The organism is Exiguobacterium aurantiacum, assembly GCF_024362205.1.
Taxonomy (GTDB): domain Bacteria; phylum Bacillota; class Bacilli; order Exiguobacteriales; family Exiguobacteriaceae; genus Exiguobacterium; species Exiguobacterium aurantiacum_B.
Genome location: NZ_CP101462.1, coordinates 1328723 through 1345039, shown reverse-complemented (window position 1 = coordinate 1345039; position 16317 = coordinate 1328723). Strand labels below are relative to the sequence as shown.

Annotated in this window: 19 protein-coding genes; 5 read left to right on the top strand and 14 right to left on the bottom strand. The window is 53.7% G+C overall.

The window, feature by feature from the left end; genetic code table 11:
* Positions 1–125 precede the first annotated feature (125 nt).
* The 6 genes from ccsB to NMQ00_RS06955 form a co-directional block, all read right to left on the bottom strand.
* Complete coding sequence (gene ccsB, locus NMQ00_RS06980) at positions 126–1310, bottom strand: c-type cytochrome biogenesis protein CcsB (protein WP_255178498.1); 1185 nt, start codon at positions 1308–1310, stop codon at positions 126–128.
* Positions 1310–2857 (bottom strand): cytochrome c biogenesis protein ResB, encoded by a 1548-nt coding sequence (resB, locus tag NMQ00_RS06975; protein WP_255178497.1) that lies wholly within the window; start codon positions 2855–2857, stop codon positions 1310–1312. Before resB ends, ccsB begins: the two co-directional genes overlap by 1 nt.
* A gap of 19 nt (positions 2858–2876) precedes the next feature.
* Positions 2877–3458 carry a redoxin domain-containing protein gene (locus NMQ00_RS06970; RefSeq protein WP_214720414.1) on the bottom strand — a complete coding sequence of 194 codons (582 nt, stop codon included), beginning with the start codon at positions 3456–3458 and terminating at the stop codon, positions 2877–2879.
* 136 nt (positions 3459–3594) lie between these two features.
* Positions 3595–4353 carry a pseudouridine synthase gene (locus NMQ00_RS06965; RefSeq protein WP_029595326.1) on the bottom strand — a complete coding sequence of 253 codons (759 nt, stop codon included), beginning with the start codon at positions 4351–4353 and terminating at the stop codon, positions 3595–3597.
* Positions 4354–4947 (bottom strand): SMC-Scp complex subunit ScpB, encoded by a 594-nt coding sequence (gene scpB, locus NMQ00_RS06960; protein WP_255178496.1) that lies wholly within the window; start codon positions 4945–4947, stop codon positions 4354–4356.
* Positions 4925–5692: a segregation and condensation protein A gene (locus NMQ00_RS06955; protein ID WP_255178495.1), complete on the bottom strand. Its 768-nt coding sequence runs from the start codon at positions 5690–5692 to the stop codon at positions 4925–4927. The genes scpB and NMQ00_RS06955 overlap by 23 nt, the downstream gene beginning before the upstream one ends.
* A 78-nt stretch (positions 5693–5770) precedes the next feature.
* Here NMQ00_RS06955 and NMQ00_RS06950 point away from each other — a divergent pair, with 78 nt between their 5' ends.
* A complete protein-coding gene (locus NMQ00_RS06950; RefSeq protein WP_255178494.1) occupies positions 5771–6241 on the top strand; it encodes a DUF309 domain-containing protein in 471 nt (156 codons plus the stop codon).
* 12 nt (positions 6242–6253) lie between these two features.
* On the opposite strand, the gene NMQ00_RS06945 is transcribed toward NMQ00_RS06950, so the two are convergent.
* The 6 genes from NMQ00_RS06945 to xerD all read right to left on the bottom strand — a co-directional run bounded on the left by NMQ00_RS06945 (position 6254) and on the right by xerD (position 11481).
* Entirely contained in the window at positions 6254–6610 is a 357-nt protein-coding gene (locus NMQ00_RS06945) for a GNAT family N-acetyltransferase (RefSeq protein WP_255178493.1), read from the bottom strand.
* A gap of 89 nt (positions 6611–6699) precedes the next feature.
* The gene (locus NMQ00_RS06940) at positions 6700–7140 is read right to left on the bottom strand and encodes a peptidylprolyl isomerase (protein WP_255178492.1); all 441 of its coding nucleotides are present in this window, start codon (positions 7138–7140) and stop codon (positions 6700–6702) included.
* A 114-nt stretch (positions 7141–7254) separates the two neighbouring features.
* Positions 7255–8556: a pyrimidine-nucleoside phosphorylase gene (locus NMQ00_RS06935; RefSeq protein ID WP_255178491.1), complete on the bottom strand. Its 1302-nt coding sequence runs from the start codon at positions 8554–8556 to the stop codon at positions 7255–7257.
* 28 nt (positions 8557–8584) lie between these two features.
* A complete protein-coding gene (locus NMQ00_RS06930) occupies positions 8585–9394 on the bottom strand; it encodes a purine-nucleoside phosphorylase (RefSeq protein ID WP_021067633.1) in 810 nt (269 codons plus the stop codon).
* Between the two features lie 13 nt (positions 9395–9407).
* Positions 9408–10574 (bottom strand): phosphopentomutase, encoded by a 1167-nt coding sequence (gene deoB, locus NMQ00_RS06925; RefSeq protein WP_255178490.1) that lies wholly within the window; start codon positions 10572–10574, stop codon positions 9408–9410.
* Between the two features lie 22 nt (positions 10575–10596).
* Positions 10597–11481, bottom strand: coding sequence for a site-specific tyrosine recombinase XerD (gene xerD, locus NMQ00_RS06920; protein WP_255178489.1), 885 nt, complete (start codon positions 11479–11481; stop codon positions 10597–10599).
* Positions 11482–11706: 225 nt separating this feature from the next.
* Between xerD and NMQ00_RS06915 the strand changes: the two genes are divergently transcribed.
* Genes NMQ00_RS06915 through NMQ00_RS06900 form a run of 4 tightly spaced genes read left to right on the top strand, consistent with a single transcriptional unit; the run spans position 11707 to position 15118 of the window.
* Positions 11707–12699 (top strand): ROK family transcriptional regulator, encoded by a 993-nt coding sequence (locus NMQ00_RS06915; protein WP_255178488.1) that lies wholly within the window; start codon positions 11707–11709, stop codon positions 12697–12699.
* A gap of 11 nt (positions 12700–12710) precedes the next feature.
* Positions 12711–13892, top strand: coding sequence for an MFS transporter (locus tag NMQ00_RS06910; protein WP_255178487.1), 1182 nt, complete (start codon positions 12711–12713; stop codon positions 13890–13892).
* On the top strand, positions 13889–14269 hold the full coding sequence (locus tag NMQ00_RS06905) for a VOC family protein (protein WP_255178486.1): 381 nt from the start codon (positions 13889–13891) through the stop codon (positions 14267–14269). The genes NMQ00_RS06910 and NMQ00_RS06905 overlap by 4 nt, the downstream gene beginning before the upstream one ends.
* A gap of 9 nt (positions 14270–14278) precedes the next feature.
* A complete protein-coding gene (locus NMQ00_RS06900; RefSeq protein ID WP_369696456.1) occupies positions 14279–15118 on the top strand; it encodes a Cof-type HAD-IIB family hydrolase in 840 nt (279 codons plus the stop codon).
* A gap of 47 nt (positions 15119–15165) precedes the next feature.
* Here the strand turns inward: NMQ00_RS06900 and fur are convergent, their stop codons facing one another.
* Together fur and NMQ00_RS06890 are read right to left on the bottom strand one after the other, a co-directional pair.
* Positions 15166–15645 carry a ferric iron uptake transcriptional regulator gene (fur, locus tag NMQ00_RS06895; protein ID WP_016509373.1) on the bottom strand — a complete coding sequence of 160 codons (480 nt, stop codon included), beginning with the start codon at positions 15643–15645 and terminating at the stop codon, positions 15166–15168.
* A gap of 112 nt (positions 15646–15757) precedes the next feature.
* A complete protein-coding gene (locus NMQ00_RS06890; RefSeq protein WP_255178484.1) occupies positions 15758–16288 on the bottom strand; it encodes an NUDIX domain-containing protein in 531 nt (176 codons plus the stop codon).
* Positions 16289–16317 lie beyond the last annotated feature (29 nt).

Below are 16317 nucleotides of genomic sequence, written 5' to 3'. Positions count from 1 at the left end.
TAGCGAATGTTGCACAATTGTGAACATTTCGCTCTCTTTCATAACTATACCACTCTATTATTTGGCTTCACAACGGTCAGTTGACAGCGGCATGAAAAAAGAAGCCACCGAAGTGACTTCTTTTTTTACGCGTACGAGTGCAAACCGGCGATGACGAGGTTGACGAACACCAGGTTGAACATGATGACGGCGAAGCCGCCGACACATAACCAAGCTGCTTTCGTTCCCGTCCAACCGCGCTGGATGCGCATATGCAGATAGTAGATATAGATGAGCATCGTGATGAGCGCCCACACTTCTTTCGGGTCCCAGCCCCAGAAACGGTTCCAGGCGATTTGAGCCCAAATCATCGCGAAGATGAGTCCGCCGAGAATGAACACCGGCAAGCCGATCGCGACCGAACGGTAACTGATCTCATCAGCGAGGTCAAGGTCGACCTTCTTCGCGAGCGGTTGGAGCGCCTCGGCGATCCGTTTCCGTAAGATGACGAAACGGAGCACCACATAAATCACGACGCCGGCGATGACCGACCAGATGAGCGTGTTCAATTTCAACGTGTTGATGAACGTCGGCAACTCGAGTGACAGTCCGCTCGCACCAGAAACGAGCTGAGCCCCTTCCGGTACGAACAACATCGGCATAAAGTACTCATACGACTCTTGTGTCCCGCGGTCGTTCGTGAACTCAACGACGCCACCGGTCCCGATCGCCTTGAAGAGCATCGAGACGAGAATGAAACCGAGTGTGCACATGAGGACGAACATCGTGATTTCAAGCCATGTCCGTGACTTCGACTGTTCCCGCATCGACGTCTCGTTCAATAAGAAGATAAGGCCTGACGCGAAGCTGATGGCGAGAATTCCTTGACCGAGTGCGGCCGTCGTGACGTGGATTTTCAACCAGACGCTGTTCAGCGCCGGGATGAGCGGTGCCACTTCGCTCGAGAACATCGAGGCGAAAGCGATGACGAGAAGCGCCACCGGCATGGCGAACAAGCCGAGCACATCATTTTTATATATGCCGTACACGACGAGGAATCCGAGCACCATCATCATGCCGAAGAACGTCGTGTATTCATATAGGTTCGAGACCGGCGCATAGCCGACCCCGATCCAACGTAAAATAAAATATGTCATTTGGGCGATGAAGCCGATGACCGCCAAGATGAACGCATATTTGCCGTAGGCGATGCGGTTGACGTTTTGACCTTTGCGCATCCCGCTGACCGCAATCGTGAACAACACGGTCGCGACAGCGTACAGGATGAACGCGATGAAGAGCAAACGACTGCTCCACTGAATCCACTCCATTATGATTCCCCTCTTTCATTGGTTGAGTTGTCGTCCGTCTTTTTATCGAACCGTGCCTGATCTTCCCAGATCGGCAATCCATGTTTCTCTAGGAGCGGTGTGATTTCGCGGTTGAGCGAGGACGGGTTCTTGTTCGTGAAACCGGCAACGAGCACGTCCGTTTCGTCATGACGGCGAATCCAGATGCGACGGTGCGGCCAATACATGCCCATGACAATCCCGACCATGAAGATGATTCCACCGACGATCAAAATCGGATACGTCGAGTCACTCTTGACGCGCAGACCGCTCGTGCTCGCCATCTCCGTCCCGGCGAATTGGATCACGTAGCGGTTATCCTCGTCGGCGACGTTCAAGCGAATGCCAATCAGATTGGATTCGGTCGTGCCATCCGGATTGTCGATCGCCATGAAGAACGCCGGGTTGAGGGCTCTTGGCGATTTCGTGTTCGGCTGCCCGTCCTTGACCTCGAAGTCCGGATACAGGTCGTTCAGTTTGACCGTGATGCCATCGAGGTCATACGTCGTCTCCGGATTCGTCAAATCGACCGTGAACGGTCCATACACATCGCCTGTCTCTTTATCAGCGACGTTGAACGACATCGACAAAAACTCAGGTCGACTCGAATACTGTTCTTGATACACTTCATAGTTCTCAAACTTGAACGGATGGTTCACTTTCGTCGAACCGGTATCGACTTCCTCGAGTTGCGGCGATCCGTCCTCGTTCGTCCCGGTCTTCTTGAACAGCGTCAATTCCGTCTCATAGTTTTTCGGGACGGCGCCCGCCTTCTCGATCGCCTCGGCGAATTTCGCATCTTCGGCATTATTTTCCGGATCATACATCTCTAAGATGAATTGATCGTTACGAAGATAATACTCATCATCCGTCGCCTCAAGCGGAACCGTATCGCCCTCGCGCACCCATTCAAGCGTGTCCGTATGGAATGCCGGGAAAACGCGTAGCATCGCCCCGATAAAGAAGATGACGAGCCCGATGTGGTTGACGTATGGGCCCCAACGACCGAAACGGTATTTCTCAGCGAGCAAGGCATCACCGTCACGCTTCACATGATAGCGCTTCGCTTTTAAGGCCTCTCCGAACGCATCGATTTGTTCGTCCGACCCTTTCCCCTCTCCAATCAGACGTTGGCCGCGCATGAAGCGGTCGGTACGTCGGACCGGTTGGTATTTTAATGCTTTATAAAGCGGGAAGAATCGATCGATCGATACGACGATGAGCGATAACGTCAGCATGACGATCAACGTGATGTACCACCACGACGTATAGAGGTTATGGAATCCTAACGTGTAATAAATCGTTCCTGGTGTCCCATACTCGTCCGTGTAATACTGGCTCGCCGGCAATTGTTGCGGAATATACATTTCTTGCGGAAAAATCGTTCCGACCGCCGACCCGACGATGATGAGTCCGATGAGCCAGAGACCGACCTTGACCGATGCAAAAAAACTCCACACCCGATCAATCCATGACCGTGGACGACGCTTGGATCGTAAATCGGCGCCGTCATATTTCATATCTAGCATTTGTGCGCCCCCCGTTCGCTTACAATGACTTCTCGGCCAACTCCATCAGTTTCTCTTTCGTGAGTTCACCTTCATACTTTTCAATTACCTTGCCGTCGGCATCGATGACAAACGTGACCGGCAAGTTGTAAATCCCGTACGCTTTCTCGACTTCACTGCGCGTGTCCATCAAAATTGGATAATCGAGTTTGACGCCGAGGTCGTTTACGAAGTTGTCGACTCGAAGCGGTGTCTCCCCGACGTTGACCGCCCAAAAATCGACGCCCATGTCTTGAAGGGCCGCATAGTTGTCCTGGACGACCGGCATCTCTTTCTCGCACGGTTCACAGAACGTGCCCCAGAAGTTGAGGAGAAGTCCTTTGCCGTCGTATGTCTCGCGCTCGACCATCGTCGTCCCGTCAAGACTGACGAGCTTGAAGTTCGGCGCATCGTCACCGGCCTCGACCCGTCCGTCATTGCCGGCTTGTTCAATCAATTGCATGATGACGACCGCTCCTGCGAACAGGACCATCGTCATGATCATGAGACGCCAAAATGACCGTTTTTTCTTATGGGCCATCGCTTGATTCATGCGATCACCCGACTTTGTTTCTTTCGTCATGAGTTCACACCATCCTTCAGTTGTTATTGTACTGAAAAAACACCAAAAACGCACATTAACAGACTTTTTTCATCTTTTTGTCACACAATCTCCACAAACTAAAAAATCATCCTATCTCAGGACGATTTTTTAGTTGTTATTTTTTCTTTTTCTTGCCTCGCTGTACGGGTGGTACGGTCGGGTTGGCAAGCTCACGCAGCTTCGATACTTCTTTGCGTGACAGTTCACGCCATTCGCCCGTCGTGAGACCGTCGAGCGTCAAGAAACCGAACTGTTCGCGCTTCAGTTTGATGACTTCCGAACCGACCGCTTCAAGCATGCGGCGGATTTGGCGGTTGTGTCCTTCGGAGATGACGATCTCTAAGATGGCCGAGTTTTTCTTATGGTCGACCGTCTTCATCTTCACTTGGGCGCTTCCCGTCTTATAACCGTCATCGAGCTCGACGCCCGACTCGAGTTGTTTGATCGCGATATACGAAGGAATATTCTTCACTTTCGCGACATAACGTTTTGGAATCTTGAATTTCGGATGGGTCATCATGTTCGAGAACTCACCGTCATTCGTCAAGATGATAAGTCCCGTCGTGTTATAGTCGAGACGACCGACTGGGAAGACACGCGATCCGGGTGGGACGAGATCGGTGATGACTTTCCGTCCTTTATCGTCTTCGACCGTCGAGACGTAACCGCTCGGCTTATAGAGGACGTAATAGACATGTTCTTCTTGTTCGATTTTGACGCCATCGACTTCGACTTCGGACTTCGGTCCGACTTTCGTCCCGAGTTCGCGCACGACTTTCCCGTTGACGCGCACGCGTCCATCTAAAATCATTTCTTCGGCTTTACGCCGTGAGGCGACACCTGCTTGGGCAATCACTTTTTGTAAACGTTCCATTTATTCATTCTCCAATCTATCTTGCGTAATCGCAGACGGCTGGCCGAAGAACAAATCGCCTTCGTCCGTGAGCTCGTCTTCAAACGTTAATGGGGGCAACTCATCGAGTGAATTAAACCCGAAATGGTCCAGGAAATGCTCGGTCGTCCGATACAGCTTGGCCCGGCCAATCGTCTTGGCCCGGCCGGCTGACTCGATCAACCCTTTTGATAACAGCGTATGGATGACGCGTTCGACTTTGACGCCTCGAACTTCCTCGATATCAGCCCGGGTGACCGGTTGCTTGTACGCGATGATGACGAGCGTCTCCATCGCCGCCCGCGACAGCGCCTGCTCGGCCATCGTCCCAACGTAGCGTTGAATGTACTCCGACACCTCGGGAACCGTCACGAGCTTATACACGCCCGCCGATTCGATCAATTGGAACGGACGGCCGGAATCTTTGAACGATGCTTCTAACTTGCTCAACTGTTCGCGGGCGGCGGCTTCAGAAATATCGAGTGTGTCCGCGAGGGCCCGCACTTCCATTCCTTCTTCGCCGACGACGAACAATAGACTCTCAATAATCGTTTCATAAGACAACAACGGCTTCATCCCTTTCCTTTGACGATTCGACGAACGAGATGTGAATGTCCCGCTCTTCTTGTTTGGTCGTGACGACGCGCAACTTGATCAACTCGAGCAACGCCATGAACGTGATGACAAGGTCCGACACGTCCGGGCGCTCCTCGAAGAACGAGAAGAACGATGTCGTCCGCTTCGCCGAGACGTGATCGTGCAACCGCGTCATCTGTTCTTCAAGCGTCCGTTCTTCGCGTTTGATCGTCTTTTTGCGACGTTCTTTCCACCGCTTGCGTTCGACCATCTTCGAATAGGCGTGCAACAAGTCCGAAAAGTTGAGCGGACCGTCATACGGCTGGACGAGGTCGGACATGTAGCGCGTCAAATCTTCCCCAGGCCGGCTATACAGCTCGAGGCGAGACTCTTCTTGCTCGCGCATGAACACGACCGCTTCCTTGTAGGCCTTATATTCAATCAACTGTCGAATCAACCCTTCCCGGGTCGGTTCTTCCCCAAAGTCGGGAATGTCATCCTCTTCGACCGGAACCGGTGGCAACAGCTGCTTGCTCTTCAATTGGAGCAACGTCGCCGCCATGACCAAATATTCACTGGCCACATCGAGTTCAAATTTTTGCATCGTCCGGATATAGGCGACATACTGATCCGTGACCTCGGAGACAGAGATGTCTGCGATGTCGAGCTCCATTTTTCCGATCAAATGGAGCAACAGGTCGAGCGGGCCTTCGAACGTATCGATTTTGACGTTGTACGCTTCCATAGAGACACCTGCCATTTACATTTTTGCGCTTTAGTATAACATGTTTTGTAGTACCGTGACCACGAAAGGAGAAATTTGATGTCGACGCCTTTTATCCAGTATACGCTCTTGTTTGAATGTCATGCCGATTATTTTGAGTGCCACGAAGTGCTCGAGGAGGCGTGGCAAGACGGGGGGCGAAAAGATCTCGGTTACGCCGCCTTGATCCAATACGCCGTGGCCCACTACCATGCCCGCCGCGGCAATACGCCTGGGGCGAAAAAGAGTATCGCCGCATTACAACAGAAGCTCACGCTCGCCGTCACCGACCTTGAAGCCCTCGGCATCGATAACGCGATGTTCGCCCGTGACTTGGAACGTTGGCCGCTCCCGGAGACGCTCCCGCTCGACGGACCGACGCGACAACGCATCGAACGCTTGAAACCGACCTTCGAACCGACCGTGCTCACGTTCGACGAGCTCGTCCATAAACATATGTATCGCGACCGGACACCGGTCGTCACCGAGCGACTCCGGGCGCTAGAGGCACGCAAAAAAGCTAGGCGCTGAGCCTAGCTTTTTTTAGATTGCGACTTGATTCCATTTATCGAGCAAGTCACCGGTCTTGCCTTGACCGACGAGCGTCAAGTCGAGCGGCAATAAGTTCCGGGTCTCATCGAGCAGTTCATAAGAACGCTTCTCGCCGCGGAACGACGGAGACAGCGCGATATGATGGATGAACATCGTCGTCTCTTGTTGCTCCATCCCGATAATCCCGACGAAGTCTTCCCCGACTCTCCACAGATACAGGAATTTGGCAGGGTCTTCTTCGTAGGACCGGACGAGATCGAGCAAGGCGAGCGGAGATTTGTCGCTACATGAAAACGCGAGCAAGCCCATCGCCGTCTTTTCGTACGATTGTTTGTATTTCACCAGCATTGCTGGTTTCACCACCTTTAGTCATTCATGTTTCACTAAGTGAACACTTGAGAGACATGGCCCATTGTGCCATAACGTTTAGGCAGAAATCAATTCTCGTCCCAAACTTTAACTTCGGTCATCTTCGTGCCTTGACGAAGTTTGACCGCGTGCTCGAGGCCAGACGTCACTTTTCCGAAGACCGTGTGGACGCCGTCGAGGTGCGGTTGCGGCTCATGGACGATGAAGAACTGTGACGAGCCCGTGTTGCGTCCCGCGTGCGCCATCGAGAGCGAACCCGCTTCATGCTTGTACGGGAACGACGTCGACGTCTCACATGGGATCGTCTTGCCTGAACCACCCATGCCTGTTCCGTCTGGACAGCCGCCTTGGCTGACGAAACCTGGGATGACCCGGTGGAACGTCAAACCGTTATAGAAACCGCTGTTCGCAAGTTCCTCGAAGTTGTCGACCGTGATTGGTGCTGCATCGTGGAACAAATCGAATTCGATCATTTCGCCGTTCTCTAATTTCATAGATCCTTTTTTCATGAAAAGTTACCCCTTTATGGTCATATAGTCATTCTCACTCACACATTGCCCATTCTATCAAAAAAAACCGTCTGTCTCCACTATTTTGTGGAAACAGACGTTCTGACCTGCTACTTACTGGATGACCGCGTGGACGAGCGGACGTGCCGCCGGCTCTGTCGCACCGATCGTATACGCATGGTCCATGCGCTCGAGCGCAGACGTCATGTCTTCTTTATTCGAACGGAGCACGGCGATGACGTCACCGGCCTCGACCTTGTCGCCGACTTTCTTCTCAAGCGTGATGCCTGCCGCGAAATCGAGCTGATCATCTTTTGTCGCCCGACCTGCTCCGAGGAGCATCGCTGCCACACCGACTTCGTCGGCGATGATTGATTCGACGTAACCCGCTTGTTTCGCGACGAACGTCGTTTCATACTTCGCTTGTGGAAGTTTCGACAAGTCATCGACAAGCGACGCGTCGCCACCTTGTGCAGCGACGAACTGACGGAACACTTCGAGGGCATGACCGTCCGCCATCCGTTTCTCAAGATCAGCGTATGCCTCGTCGAACGTCGGATAGAACTCGCCGAGTACCGCCATATGGCCGGCGATCGTGAGGGCAATCGTCTTCAAGTCGTTCACGTCTTTGCCCGAGAGGACTTCGATCGCTTCCTTCACTTCGTTCGCGTTCCCGATTTCGAAACCGAGCGGTTGGTCCATGTCCGTGATGACGGCGACCGTTTGACGGCCCACGTTCTTCCCGATGGCGACCATCTCTTCAGCGAGCGCTTTCGCGTCATCGAACGACTTCATGAACGCACCCGAACCCGTCTTGACGTCGAGGACAATACTATCGGCACCGGCCGCGATCTTCTTCGACATGATCGAGCTCGCGATAAGCGGGATCGAATCGACCGTCGCCGTGACGTCACGAAGTGCATAGAGACGTTTGTCGGCAGGCGTCAAGTTGCCTGTCTGACCGATGATCGACATCTTGATGTCGTTCACTTGTTTCGTGAACTGTTCTTCCGTCAACTCGACGTTGAAACCTGGGAACGATTCGAGTTTGTCGATTGTCCCGCCCGTGTGACCGAGACCGCGACCGCTCATCTTCGCGACTGGGATCCCGATTGACGCGACGAGCGGGGCGACGATCAAGCTGATCTTGTCACCGACACCGCCGGTCGAGTGTTTATCTACTTTTTTACCTTGGATGTTCGACAAATCGATGACGTCACCAGACTTGACCATCTCCATCGTCAAGGCCGCCGTCTCTTTTTCAGTCATCCCGTTAAAATAGATTGCCATCGAAAGTGCTGACATCTGATAATCCGGAATCGTCTCGTTCGTGAAGCCTTCAATGACGAAGCGAATCTCCTCTTCGTTCAATTCGCCACCGTTACGTTTTTTCAAAATCAAATCGACCATGCGCATAAGTTTCGTCCTCCTAGTTGGGTAGTGGTTACATGCTTTGAATCGTGCCGCGTACGAGTGAAAGGAAGTCTTGGCGGACGCGTTCTGTCGTCTCGATGACTTCTTCATGGTTGAGCGGTTGATCTAAAATCCCGGCTGCCATGTTCGACACACATGAGATGCCGAGCACACGCATATCCGAATGACGGGCCACGATGACTTCAGGCACCGTCGACATGCCGACGACGTCGCCGCCGAGGAGGCGTGCCATCTTCACTTCGGCTGGTGTCTCGTATGTCGGACCTGTATTACCGAAATAGACGCCTTTTTGAATCGAGAGGCCGAGCTTCGCCGCGACGCCTTCTGTCAATGTGACGAGCTCTTTATCGTACGCTTCTGACATATCCGGGAAACGTGTCCCGAAGTCGCTCGCGTTCTTGCCGATGAGCGGGCTCGTGCCGAAGAAGTTGATGTGATCCGTGATGATCATCAAGTCACCCGGGTTGAATGACTCGTTGCAAGCACCGGCCGCGTTCGTGACGATGAGTGTCTCGACACCGATCAATTTGAGGACGCGTACTGGGAACGTGACTTGTTCCATCGAATAACCTTCATAAAAATGGAATCGTCCTTGCATCGCGACGACTCGTTTCCCTTCGAGGTCACCGAAGACGAGCTGTCCTGCGTGTCCTTCGACGGTCGATACCGGGAAGTGCGGGATGTCCTCGTAAGGAATTTTGACCGCATTTTCAATCTCGTCAGCGAGGACGCCGAGTCCTGAGCCGAGGATGAGTCCGATTTCTGGTGTTCCGTTCATACGTTCCTGTAAAAATGCCTTTGTTTCGTTCCAATTTACCATGAGTGGTCCCTCCTCAAATTTCGTTTAAGAAACTCTTTCCGTGTGCTGGTGCGTCGACATCGAAGTTATCCGCGACCGTGGCGCCGATGTCGGCGAACGTCCCCCGGATTCCGAGGTCGACCGCTGTCGAGCCGTGGTGATGGACGATGAGCGGCACGTATTCACGTGTGTGGTCCGTGCCTGGTGCCGTCGGGTCGTTCCCGTGGTCCGCCGTGATGATGAGCAAGTCATCTTCACGCAACTTCGCCATCACTTCAGGTAGACGGGCGTCATACTCTTCAAGCGCGACGGCGTAGCCTTCCGGGTCCCGGCGATGACCGAAGAGCGCGTCAAAGTCGACGAGGTTCAAGAAGCAGAGTCCTTCGAAGTCTTCATCAAGCGAGTCGACGAGTTTGTCCATCCCGTCCATGTTTGACTTCGTCCGAACCGCTTTCGTTACGCCTTCACCGTCATAGATGTCGCTGATCTTCCCGAGGGCGATCACATCTTTACCGGCCGTCTCGAGCGTGTTCATGACCGTCTTGCCGAACGGTTTGAGCGCATAGTCGTGACGGTTCGACGTGCGGACCCAAGCGCCAGGTGTTCCGAGGAACGGACGGGCGATGATGCGGCCGAGCATGTACGGGTCTTCGCGCGTGATTTCACGGGCGTATTCGCAAATGCGATACAACTCGTCGAGCGGGACGACTTCTTCGTGCGCCGCGATTTGGAGCACCGAGTCAGCCGACGTATAGACGATCAAGGCACCCGTGTTGACGTGTTCTTCCCCGAGCTCATCCAAAATCTCTGTCCCTGACGCCGGCTTGTTGCCGATGATGTCGCGTCCGCTGAACTCTTTGAGTCGATTGATCAAGTCATCTGGGAACTTTTCAAACACGCGGAACGGCGTGTCGATATGAAGGCCCATGATTTCCCAATGCCCGGTCATCGTGTCTTTCCCGGCCGAGATCTCTTCCATCCGTCCATAGGCGCTCGGTGTCGTCGACGCTTCGATGCCCTCGATTGGTTTGATGTTCGCGAGGCCGAGTCGGCCCATGTGCGGCATGTTCAAGCCGCCATGTTCACGGGCGATGTGCCCGAGCGTGTCCGAACCGACGTCACCGAACTGATCGGCATCTGGGGCTTCCCCGATCCCAACCGAGTCCATGACGACCAAGAAAATACGTTTAAATTTCTTCACAAAAAGTTCCTCCTTTAAGTGTCTAGGCACGCGGGTGATGTTTTCGATAGACATCGTGGAGTCGTGCCTTATTGACATGTGTGTAGATTTGAGTCGTGGAGAGGTCTGCATGCCCGAGCATCTGTTGAATGGCCCGAAGGTCAGCGCCGTTCTCGAGCAAATGCGTCGCGAACGAATGCCTGAGCACGTGCGGTGTGATCTCTTTTTGGATCCCAGCCTCTTTGGCCCGTCGTTTGATCATCTTCCAAAACCCTTGACGACTGAGCCGGCCGCCACGTCCGTTCAAGAACAACGCCTCGGTCTCCCGACCGCCGAGCCCGTTACGCGCTTGTTGGATATAGCGTTCGACAAAGTTTTGGGCGACGGACGACACCGGGATGATCCGGGCGCTCTCGCCTTTGCCTTCACACTGTAGATACCCCAATTCGAACTGTAAATCATCCAAATCGAGCCCAAGAAGTTCGCTGACGCGCATACCCGTACCATAGAGCAGTTCGAGCATGGCCCGGTCACGGAGCGCGAGCGGGTCTGACGTCGGCACGCTGTCGAGCAACCGCTCGACTTCATCTTGTGACCACGTGTCCGGCAGATGCCGTTCCGCTTTCGGCGTCTCCAAGTAGAGCGCCGGGTCGGTCGAGGCCCCGCCGGTCATCTTCAAATGATGATGGAACGTCCGAATCGAACTGACGGCCCGCCGAAGTGATGAAGCGGCGCGACCTGCTTGCGACAACTCTTCCATATGTTTGACGATGTGTGCCCGCGTGACTTCATTCCATTCCGTCACCCCGAGTTGGGTGAGTGTCGATAAGTATTGGGTCAAATCGCTCGCATAGGCTTGTCTCGTGTTCGTGGACATTCGTTTTTCTACCGTCATGTACTGCAAAAATGACTCGACTTGCGAACGCATGACATCCCCCTCCTTCCTCGCTACACCTGAATACGCTTACATCATATCACTTATGTAAACCGTTGTGAAGACGTCTGACCTCATTTTTTTTAAAGCTTTTTTGTGACGGATTTCGGTGAGGTTTTCACGCTTATCTTCCGATGGAGGGCTTACAAATCCCGTCACGATTTGGTACACTCAAGTCGACTTATTAAACTGATTTAAAAAGTCAGGAGGGAGTCGGCCATGGACCAAACCACGACTAATCTGACAGTCGCCATCAGACGTCAACTTGTCTTAGCGGGCCAATCGACCATCGCCGCCATCTCAGAAGCGACTCGGCTCAGCTTTCCGACCGTCAAAAAACAATTAGAGCAGTTGATACAAGCAGGCGAGGTGTTCGAACGCGGATTTGAGGATTCACGCGGTGGCCGCCCAGCCAAACGTTACGTCTATAACGAACGATTCACGCACGGATTGACGCTATACGTCGAGAAAACGGTCGTCCGCTATCGTCTCATCGATTGTATCGGGTCAACGATTGACGACGGGACGCAGGTGATTCTAGATGGGGACCACCTCGGTGCGCTCGGCGAGGTGCTCGATCGACAGTTGGACCAGACCTGCGACGTGAGCGCGATCTCCATTGGTGTCGCGGCGGCCGTGGCGGACGGGACGGTCATCTTCGCCCCGGACTATCCGACGTTCACACACCTCGACTTGAAACGGTGGGTCGAGTCACGCACCGATCGCCCCACCGTCATCGAGAACGATATGAACGCGGCCGTCTATGGATACGGACACACGCACGAACTCGCCGGCGACCAGTCAATCGTCTACATTTATTTAGGAAAGAACGGGCCCGGTGCCGGGATTCTCATCAACGGACAGCTCATCCGCGGAAAGACAGGGTTCAGCGGGGAAATCTCGTTTTTACCACTTTACGACGACTCGACGTTTCATGACCGGATGGCGAGCGAGCGCTCGAACCCGTTGTCGGACGCCGCGCTCGATGCGCTCGGCCGGCTCGTCGCGACGTTCACGGCGACACTCAATCCGCACGCGATCATTTTTTCGGACGTCGATCTCGTCGATACCGAGTTGGAGAGGATTCGGCATGCGTGCCAGCGTCACATTCCGGCGGCTCACACCCCAGATTTATTGATCGGCAGATGGGAGGAAGATTATTTCGCAGGCTTGGCCCGACGTTGCGTCGGGTTGATCCTTGAATCGATTTGAAGAGGTGAACCATGACAGGATTTTTGTTATTGACCGTGATTTACATTGCCTTTATCAGTCTCGGCCTACCCGACGCCTTGCTCGGTGTCGGTTGGCCGTTGATGCATCTCGAATTCAACGCCCCGATCTCGATGGCCGGGTGGATTTTTATGACTATCGCCGCGGGCACGATTTTATCGAGCCTGCTCAGCGGGAGATTGCTCGAACGGTTCGATACGAAGCAAGTCACGTTCGGATCAGGACTCGTGACGGCATTGTGCCTGCTCGGCTTTTACGCGGCCCCGTCTTTGATTTGTCTGTTCGCCCTTTCGATTCCACTCGGACTTGGTGCCGGGGCGGTCGATGCCGCCCTCAACCATTACGTCGCGGAACACTATCAAGCGCACCATATGAACTGGCTGCATAGTTTTTGGGGCGTCGGGGCGACGGGCGGACCGCTCGTCATGGCCGGCGTCTTGACAGAGAACGGTTGGCGTGACGGCTATTTGATCGTCGCATTGATTCAGTTCGCACTCGCCTTCCTTCTGCTCCTATCGTTCCCGCTCTGGAAACGCGAAGTCAAAGCAGAGCCCTCCGCATTCGATCGACATGAGACCGCCGCGACCTCGCTCGAACGAAAATTGCCAAAAGGCATCTCGTATGCGCTCGCCACGTTCCTGCTCTATTGCGGGATTGAGGCGCTCATCGGGCTATGGGCCAGCAGTTATCTCGTCCAGATGAAACAATTCTCTGTCGCTTCGGCCGCGACGTGGGTGTCCATCTACTACGGTAGCATCACGCTCGGGCGCTTCCTGAGCGGATTCCTCTCGTTCCGCTTCACGAATCGACAGATGATTCGGCTCGGCCAGACTCTTGCTCTGATCGGCAGCCTCATCTTCCTCATTCCGACGACCGAAACGATGTTGATTGGATTGATTTGTATCGGCCTCGGCTTGGCCCCGATTTACCCGAGCATGCTCCATGAGACGCCGCAGCGGTTCGGACCAGTTCGGGCGAAACGGTTGATGGGCTTCCAAATGGCGTTCGCCTATACGGGCAGCACGTTCCTGCCACCGTTATTCGGACTCGCCGTTTCCCAGACGTCGCTCGGCTTATTCCCGCTCGTGACCGTCTTGATTATGCTGGGGATGCTGTTTAATACGGAACGCTTGAACCTCATCACGCACCAACCATCAAAGGAGGAACTCACATGAAAATTGAACATGTTGCCCTTTGGGTGAACGACCTCGAACAGATGCGCCGCTTCTACGAGACGTATCTCGGGGCAATTGCGAACGACAAATATACGAACGAACGGAAACAGTTCGAGTCCTATTTTTTGACGTTCCCGGAGTCGACATGCCGGCTCGAGTTGATGCGCCGCCCGGACATCCAAGGCACCCCAGACGAGACGATCGGTTACGCGCATATCGCCTTCGCGCTCGGTAGCAAAGAGGCGGTCGACACGTTGACGCGACGGCTCGAGGCCGACGGGTATCCGCTCGTCGATGGACCACGGACGACGGGAGACGGATATTACGAGAGCGTGCTGCTCGATCCCGAACAAAACAAACTCGAATTGACAGTTTAAGGAGATGAGATGATGATTCAGGCGATTTTACTCGACCTTGACGGAACGTTATTGACCGATCAGAAGATGATTTCACCACGTACGAAACAGACGTTGCTCGACCTTCAAGCGGACGGCATCAAAGTCGTGCTCGCTTCCGGCCGTCCGAAACGAGGCATCGAAGCGTTCGCCGAGGAGCTCCGGCTGCACGAGTACGGGGGACTCATCGTCTCTTCGAACGGGGCGTGCGTCACGGATGCGGCGACCAATGAGACGTTGTTCGAACAGGCGATTCATCTAGACGACGCCCGTGCCATCTTGGATCACTTGACCGGCTTCGACGTCATCCCGATGATCAATGACGAGACGTATATGTACGTCAATGATGTCTTCAGCGGCATGCTTGAGTTGAACGGTGAGCCGTTCAACATTATCGAGTATGAGTCGCGCGGCGGACGGTTCCGATTACGAGAGGCACCTCGTCTTGCCGACGCCATCGATTTCCCCGTCTATAAGATTCTCGTCGCAGGACAACCTGACTATCTAAAAACGCATGCCGCCTCGCTCGCCGAACCGTTCACGGACCGTGTCACTGGCATGTTCACGGCCGCCATGTACTATGAGTTCACAGACCTTGGCATCGACAAGGCCCGGGCACTCGACCATGTGTTCCAAAACCTCAATATCAACCGCGACCGTGTCATCGCCTTCGGTGACGGGCATAATGACCGGTCGATCATCGAGTATGCCGGCATCGGTGTCGCCATGGGCAACGCCGTCGAGGACATCTTGGCCATCGCAACAGAAGTGACGACTTCGAACAATGAAGACGGCATCGCCACCGTCTTGTCCCGTTACTTGACGACGTGACGACATACAAAAGACAGGCAGCCCCTTAAGAGGCTGCCTGTCTTCGTTTATCCGTTGATGACTGCTTTATGACCCTCGAGCGTGACGCCTTTGGCTTGGCAGACTTTACAGATGCCGTGAAACGTCAAGCGATGGTCTTTGATTAAAAATTCGTATTTGCTTTCGACTTTTTTCTCGACGTCGACGAGCAGGTCTTCCATAATCTCCTCGACCGAACCGCACTCGACACAGACGAGATGATGGTGCGAATGGTTCGCGCCTTCCGGTCTAAGGTCGAAGCGGGCGACGCCATCACCGAAGTTGACTTTGTCGACGACACCTAGCTCGGTCAATAGCTCGAGCGTCCGGTAAACCGTCGCGAGCCCGATTTCCGGTGCGATGCTTTTGACGAGCATGAACACGTTTTCCGCACTTAAATGATCGGTCTCATTCTCAAGTAGAATCCGGACCGTCGATTCTCGTTGCGGTGTCAATTTATATCCTTTGGCGCTCAATTGCTGTTTGATCCGTTCAATTCGCGTTTCCATAAGGCGCCCCCTCTTTGCATAATTCACTATTCAAATCATACCGAAGTTCATCCGGTTTTTCAAATTAAAATGATTCCTATGTAAGTGTAACATATGTCACTCCAGTTTAGAATCATTTCAATTTAGACAATTGCCACCATTGAATCGCCATAATCGTCTTTGCGTCGGTGATCCGTCCGCTCGCGAGTAACGCGACCGCCTCATCGAACGTGAAGCGCTGGACCTGTAAAAATTCATCCTCATCGAGGTTCATCGCGCCCGAAGTCAAGCCGTGGGCGACATAGACATCGACCCGTTCGCTACAAAAACCAGGTGCCCCATAAAATGAGAAGATTTTTTCGAGCGTCTCGGCCGTATAGCCCGTCTCTTCTTCGAGTTCGCGTTTCGCGCTCGTGAGCGGCTCCTCACCGACTTCCAATTTCCCGGCCGGAATCTCGAGTGACATCGATTCGAACGCTTTCCGGTACTGCTCGACGAGGACGATGCGATCGTCTTCATCAACGACGAGTACGGCGACGGCACCGTTATGGTAGACGAGTTCGCGGACCGAGGTGCCACCGTTCGGGAGCGACACGACGTGTTTCTCGACGTTAAAGATCTTTCCTTCGTAAATGACTTCCCGTTCAATCGTTTTCTCTTCCATTTGTATGTACCCCTCACTTTTCCTATATA

Bases quoted from the DNA above. Each gene is read 5' to 3' on its own strand.
- NMQ00_RS06935 (WP_255178491.1), bottom strand. From the start codon at position 8,556: ATGCGCATGGTCGATTTGATTTTGAAAAAACGTAACGGTGGCGAATTG.
- scpB (WP_255178496.1), bottom strand. From the start codon at position 4,947: ATGAAGCCGTTGTTGTCTTATGAAACGATTATTGAGAGTCTATTGTTC.
- xerD (WP_255178489.1), bottom strand. From the start codon at position 11,481: ATGCGTTCGCAAGTCGAGTCATTTTTGCAGTACATGACGGTAGAAAAA.
- resB (WP_255178497.1), bottom strand. From the start codon at position 2,857: ATGCTAGATATGAAATATGACGGCGCCGATTTACGATCCAAGCGTCGT.
- NMQ00_RS06970 (WP_214720414.1), bottom strand. From the start codon at position 3,458: ATGACGAAAGAAACAAAGTCGGGTGATCGCATGAATCAAGCGATGGCC.
- NMQ00_RS06965 (WP_029595326.1), bottom strand. From the start codon at position 4,353: ATGGAACGTTTACAAAAAGTGATTGCCCAAGCAGGTGTCGCCTCACGG.
- NMQ00_RS06950 (WP_255178494.1), top strand. From the start codon at position 5,771: ATGTCGACGCCTTTTATCCAGTATACGCTCTTGTTTGAATGTCATGCC.
- NMQ00_RS06900 (WP_369696456.1), top strand. From the start codon at position 14,279: ATGATGATTCAGGCGATTTTACTCGACCTTGACGGAACGTTATTGACC.
- NMQ00_RS06915 (WP_255178488.1), top strand. From the start codon at position 11,707: ATGGACCAAACCACGACTAATCTGACAGTCGCCATCAGACGTCAACTT.
- NMQ00_RS06890 (WP_255178484.1), bottom strand. From the start codon at position 16,288: ATGGAAGAGAAAACGATTGAACGGGAAGTCATTTACGAAGGAAAGATC.
- NMQ00_RS06955 (WP_255178495.1), bottom strand. From the start codon at position 5,692: ATGGAAGCGTACAACGTCAAAATCGATACGTTCGAAGGCCCGCTCGAC.
- NMQ00_RS06910 (WP_255178487.1), top strand. From the start codon at position 12,711: ATGACAGGATTTTTGTTATTGACCGTGATTTACATTGCCTTTATCAGT.
- NMQ00_RS06930 (WP_021067633.1), bottom strand. From the start codon at position 9,394: ATGGTAAATTGGAACGAAACAAAGGCATTTTTACAGGAACGTATGAAC.
- NMQ00_RS06905 (WP_255178486.1), top strand. From the start codon at position 13,889: ATGAAAATTGAACATGTTGCCCTTTGGGTGAACGACCTCGAACAGATG.
- NMQ00_RS06940 (WP_255178492.1), bottom strand. From the start codon at position 7,140: ATGAAAAAAGGATCTATGAAATTAGAGAACGGCGAAATGATCGAATTC.
- fur (WP_016509373.1), bottom strand. From the start codon at position 15,645: ATGGAAACGCGAATTGAACGGATCAAACAGCAATTGAGCGCCAAAGGA.
- ccsB (WP_255178498.1), bottom strand. From the start codon at position 1,310: ATGGAGTGGATTCAGTGGAGCAGTCGTTTGCTCTTCATCGCGTTCATC.
- NMQ00_RS06945 (WP_255178493.1), bottom strand. From the start codon at position 6,610: ATGCTGGTGAAATACAAACAATCGTACGAAAAGACGGCGATGGGCTTG.